Raw genomic sequence first — 3,963 nt, 5'->3', positions numbered from 1 at the left:
GCGCCGCGCCCCCGATCACCGGGCCGCGCACCGAGAGCAGGTAGAAGACGATCTCGCTGCGGTTCTGGTCCACCGCCGAATCGATCGGCGTCAGGCCCAGCACGTTGCGCGCGTTGAGGTCGGCGCCGCGGGACATGGCGTCGCGTGCCGCGGCCAGGTCGCCACGGTCGATGGCATCGAACAGCGCCTCGTTGGGCCCGAGGCTCTGGCCCGGCTCGGCCGGGATCGGCGAAGGGGCGCGGCGCCCGGCCAGGCCCGGCAGGGCCGGCGGCTCGGCCCGTGGCCGGGCCGTCGGCGCATCCGGCACCATGGGGCCGTTCAGCATCTGGGCGGCGGCCGGCGCGGCGGCCAGCAGGCCGGCCAGGGGGACGACGAACGGAGCGGCGAACAGGGCGGGACGGAGGAGGGAACGGCGCATGGCGGCATCTCTAAACCATTTCCGGCGGGGATGCGATCATCCACAGCCCTGGCCACGGGCGGTGAAGCTCTCCACCCGCCCCTCGCGCAGCGCGAAGGTCAGGTCGCAGCCGACCACGGCATAGCTCGGCGGTACCGCCCAGGGCCGGCGGTAGCCCCAGGGCGGCCCGAAGCCCCAGGGCCCGTAGCCCCAGGGGTCGCCGGGGACCATGACGGTCGCGCGCTGCTCGAACTGGAGGAAGCGGCGCCCGCCCGTCTCGTAGGTGCGGACCGGCACGCCGAGCGCGGCCACCAGATCGGCCTCGCTCCGCCCGACGAAGGTCGCCATGCGCTGCTCGAAGGTCGGCCCCGTGGCGCAGCCCACGAGCGGCGCGGCCAGCAGCAGCGCGAGGAGCAGGGCACGGGCATGACGGCGCATCGGATTCGTCCTCCAGACCCTCCAGATAGGACGATCCAATCGTGGCGGCAGGGTGGCGGGCCGCGCGGCCGCGCCTTTTTCCGGCCGCTCAGCGCCCCTCGCGCCGCCAGGCGACCAGAGCGAGGCCCAGCACCAGGGGCAGGGCCAGCCAGGGCGGCAGCAGCGGCAGCGCGGCGATCCCGGTCACCCGGTGGTCCTCGTTGCGGCGGAGCCCGATCCAGGTGCCGCCCGTCGCATCCCGCCCGGCGGCGACGCGGCGCAGCTCCGGCATCCCCTCGCCCAGCCAGTGCGCGCCCCCGCCGGTGCCGCGCGCCAGCGGCAGGGCCGGCGCCGCGTCGGCGCGCAGATCGGCGATCTCCGGCGGATTGGCGGCCGAGGCGGCGGCGAAGGCACTCCGCCGCCCGTCAGCGGCCTGCCAGACGCCGGCCTGGCCGGCCGGCATCTCCAGCACCGAGCGCCCGCCCTCGGCCGGGCTGGCGAGCCGCCGCGTCACCGTGCCGTCCGGGGCGGTCACGGTGATCTCGGGCGGCGGACCCGCCTCGACGCTGCGGCGCGTGACGGTGAGCGTGCCGCCCTCGACCCGCGCGACGAGGTCCTCCTCCTCCAGCTCCGGCTCCTTCATCAGCCAGTGCGCGGCGCGGCGCAGCAGCTCGGCCTGCGGCCCGCCGCCGTCATGCCCGCGCGACCACAGCCAGATCTGGTCGGAGAGCAGCAGCGCCACGCGCCCCTCGCCCACCCGGTCCAGCTGCAGCAGCGGCGCGCCGTCGGGGCTGTCCATCACCGTCAGCCCGCTCTGCGGATCGGCGCGCAGGTGGCGGTACCAGCGGCCCCAGCGCGCCTCCTCCCCGGCCGTGTTGGCGCCGGTCAGGCCCTGGGTGACGGGATGGCGGGCCCCCGCCTCGGTGACGCGCGGGCGGAAGGCGCCCTCGGCCAGGCCGGCGGCGCCGGTCAGCGGCCGCGCCGGCAGCACCTGGCCGAGCGGCGTGGCGGCGAGGCTGGTGGCGCCGGTGAACTCCGGCCCGACCGACATCAGCAACGCCCCGCCGCCGCGCACGTAATCGGCGATGTTGCGCAGGTACATCGGCGGCAGGATGCCGCGGTTGCTGAAGCGGTCAAAGACGATCAGGTCGAAATCGCGCAGCTTCACCTGGAACAGCTCGCGCACCGGGAAGGCGATCAGCGCCAGCTCGTTCAGCGGCGTCAGGTCGTCCTTCTCCGGCGGCCGCAGGATGGTGAAATGCACGAGATCGACATTCGGGTCGGCCTTCAGCAGGCGGCGCCAGGTGCGCTCGCCCGAATGCGGCTCGCCCGAGACCAGCAGGACGCGCAGCCGGTCGCGCACCCCGTTCACGGTGACGACGGCGCGGTTGTTCAGGGTGGAAACCTCGCCCGGCCGCGCCTCGGCGGTGAGTTCCACGACGCTCGGCCCGCCGCGCTCGACCGGCAGGGTGATGCGGTGCTCCCGCCCGAGCGGCACGCTCTCGACGCGCGGCGCCGCGCCGTCGCGCCGCAGCGTCAGCCGCACCGCCCCGCCCGACGGGCCGGCGGCGGGCGCCGCCCCCAGATCCTCGACCACCAGCCGCAGCTCGACGCTGCGCCCGACGATGCCGTAGCCCGGCGCCTCGAGGACGCGGATGCGCCGGTCCACCTCGCCCGGCCGGCCGGGCAGGATCAGGTGCAGCGGCGCGGCGAAGGAGGGGCTGGCCGGAATGTCATGCGCCTGCCCGTCGGTCAGGGCGATGACGCCGGCCAGCCGCGCGCGCGGGATATCGGCCAGCGCGCGGTCGAGGGCGGTGAAGAGCCGCGTGCCCTGGCGGCCGCCCTCGGGCAGATCGACCGTGCGCAGCTCGAGGTCGGGATGGCGCGCCGCGGCCTGCTCCAGCGCGGCGCGGGCCGCGTCCAGCGCCGCGCCGCGCTCGCCGATGCGGGCGGACTCGCTGCGGTCCTGCAGCAGCAGCGCGATGTCCGGCCGGGTCTCGCGCGTCTCCTCGACCAGGCGCGGATTGGCCAGGGCGAGGCCCAGCACGGCGAAGGACAGCACCCGCCAGCCGGCGCCCCGCGCCCGCCGCCACAGGGCCGGGGCCAAGGCGAGCAGCGCCAGGAGGGTCAGCGCGGCCAGCAGCCAGGGCGGCAGGACCGGGGCGAAGTCGAGGCCGGAGATCACCTGGCGCATCGGTCAGCCCCCCGCCCGCTCAATTCCCCAGCCTTTCGAGGATGGCCGGCACATGCACCTGATCGCCCTTGTAGTTGCCGGTCAGCGCGTACATCACGAGATTGACGCCGAATCGGTAGGCCAGCGTCCGCTGCCGCGCGCCGCCGGGGATGGCGGCGTGGGGATTGCCGCCGCGCGCATCGACCGCCCAGGCCCCGGCCCAGTCATGCCCGCCGATGATCACCGGGCTGACGCTGTCATTCGCCCGGTCCTCCTCGCGCGAGACCCAGACCTGCCCACCGGCGAAGCGGCCGGGCAGTTCCGGCGGCAGGAGGTAGAAGGCACGGGTCAGCACATGCTCGGGCGAGACGGGCGCCAGGGGCGGGATGGCGAGGCCTGCGGTCAGCCGTAGCAGCGCCTCCCGCGCGCCGGGGGCGAAACCCTCGCCCGAGCCCTCGTCGCGCGTGTCGAACAGGATGATGCCGCCGCCGCGCATGTAGTCGTTCAGCGCCGCCACGGCGGCGGAATCGGGCAGCGGCGTCTCGGCCGTGACGGCCCAGTAGAGCAGCGGCAGGGGCGAGAGGTCGTCCTGCCCCGGGCGCACCGCCGCCGGCTCGCCGAGCGCCGTCGCGGTGCGGCGGTTGACGTAGTCCGACAGGCCGGCGAGGCCCTGCCGCACCGTCTCGTCCAGCGCCGGATCGCCGGTCAGGACATGGCCGATGCGGGTGACCAGGGCAAGATCCTGCGCAGCGCTCCCCCGCGCCATCCCATCCTGCGCCAGGGCGCCGGGCGCCGCGGGAAGGGCGAGCGCCAGCAGCAGCGCCGCCAGCCGGGCCGGCCGGCCGAGCAGACCCCGCTGGACCAGCGAGATCAGCAGGTCGGCAGCCAGCAGCAGCAGGGCGAGCGCCAGCAGCCAGGGGCCGAGGTCGCGCTCCGCCGGCACGCCGCCGATCGCCAGCAGGGCGGTGCCGGGCGG

Annotated in this window: 4 protein-coding genes; all 4 read right to left on the bottom strand. The window is 76.1% G+C overall.

Annotated features, from left to right (window positions below; all coding sequences use genetic code 11):
* Window positions 1–418 (bottom strand): ankyrin repeat domain-containing protein (locus tag ACVMLK_RS20100; RefSeq protein ID WP_457487424.1); only part of this gene is annotated, 418 nt, incomplete at its 3' end.
* A 36-nt stretch (window positions 419–454) separates the two neighbouring features.
* Window positions 455–835: a hypothetical protein gene (locus tag ACVMLK_RS20095; RefSeq protein ID WP_198365471.1), complete on the bottom strand. Its 381-nt coding sequence runs from the start codon at window positions 833–835 to the stop codon at window positions 455–457.
* Between the two features lie 88 nt (window positions 836–923).
* Window positions 924–3,008, bottom strand: a complete 2,085-nt coding sequence (locus ACVMLK_RS20090) for a hypothetical protein (protein ID WP_457487423.1) — start codon at window positions 3,006–3,008, stop codon at window positions 924–926.
* A gap of 19 nt (window positions 3,009–3,027) precedes the next feature.
* Window positions 3,028–3,963 (bottom strand): DUF4159 domain-containing protein (locus ACVMLK_RS20085; RefSeq protein ID WP_457487422.1); only part of this gene is annotated, 936 nt, incomplete at its 5' end.

It is taken from the genome of Teichococcus aerofrigidensis (assembly GCF_054073225.1).
This window is presented reverse-complemented; position numbering and strand designations above follow the sequence as displayed.

Bases quoted from the DNA above. Each gene is read 5' to 3' on its own strand.
- ACVMLK_RS20095 (WP_198365471.1), bottom strand. From the start codon at position 835: ATGCGCCGTCATGCCCGTGCCCTGCTCCTCGCGCTGCTGCTGGCCGCG.
- ACVMLK_RS20090 (WP_457487423.1), bottom strand. From the start codon at position 3,008: ATGCGCCAGGTGATCTCCGGCCTCGACTTCGCCCCGGTCCTGCCGCCC.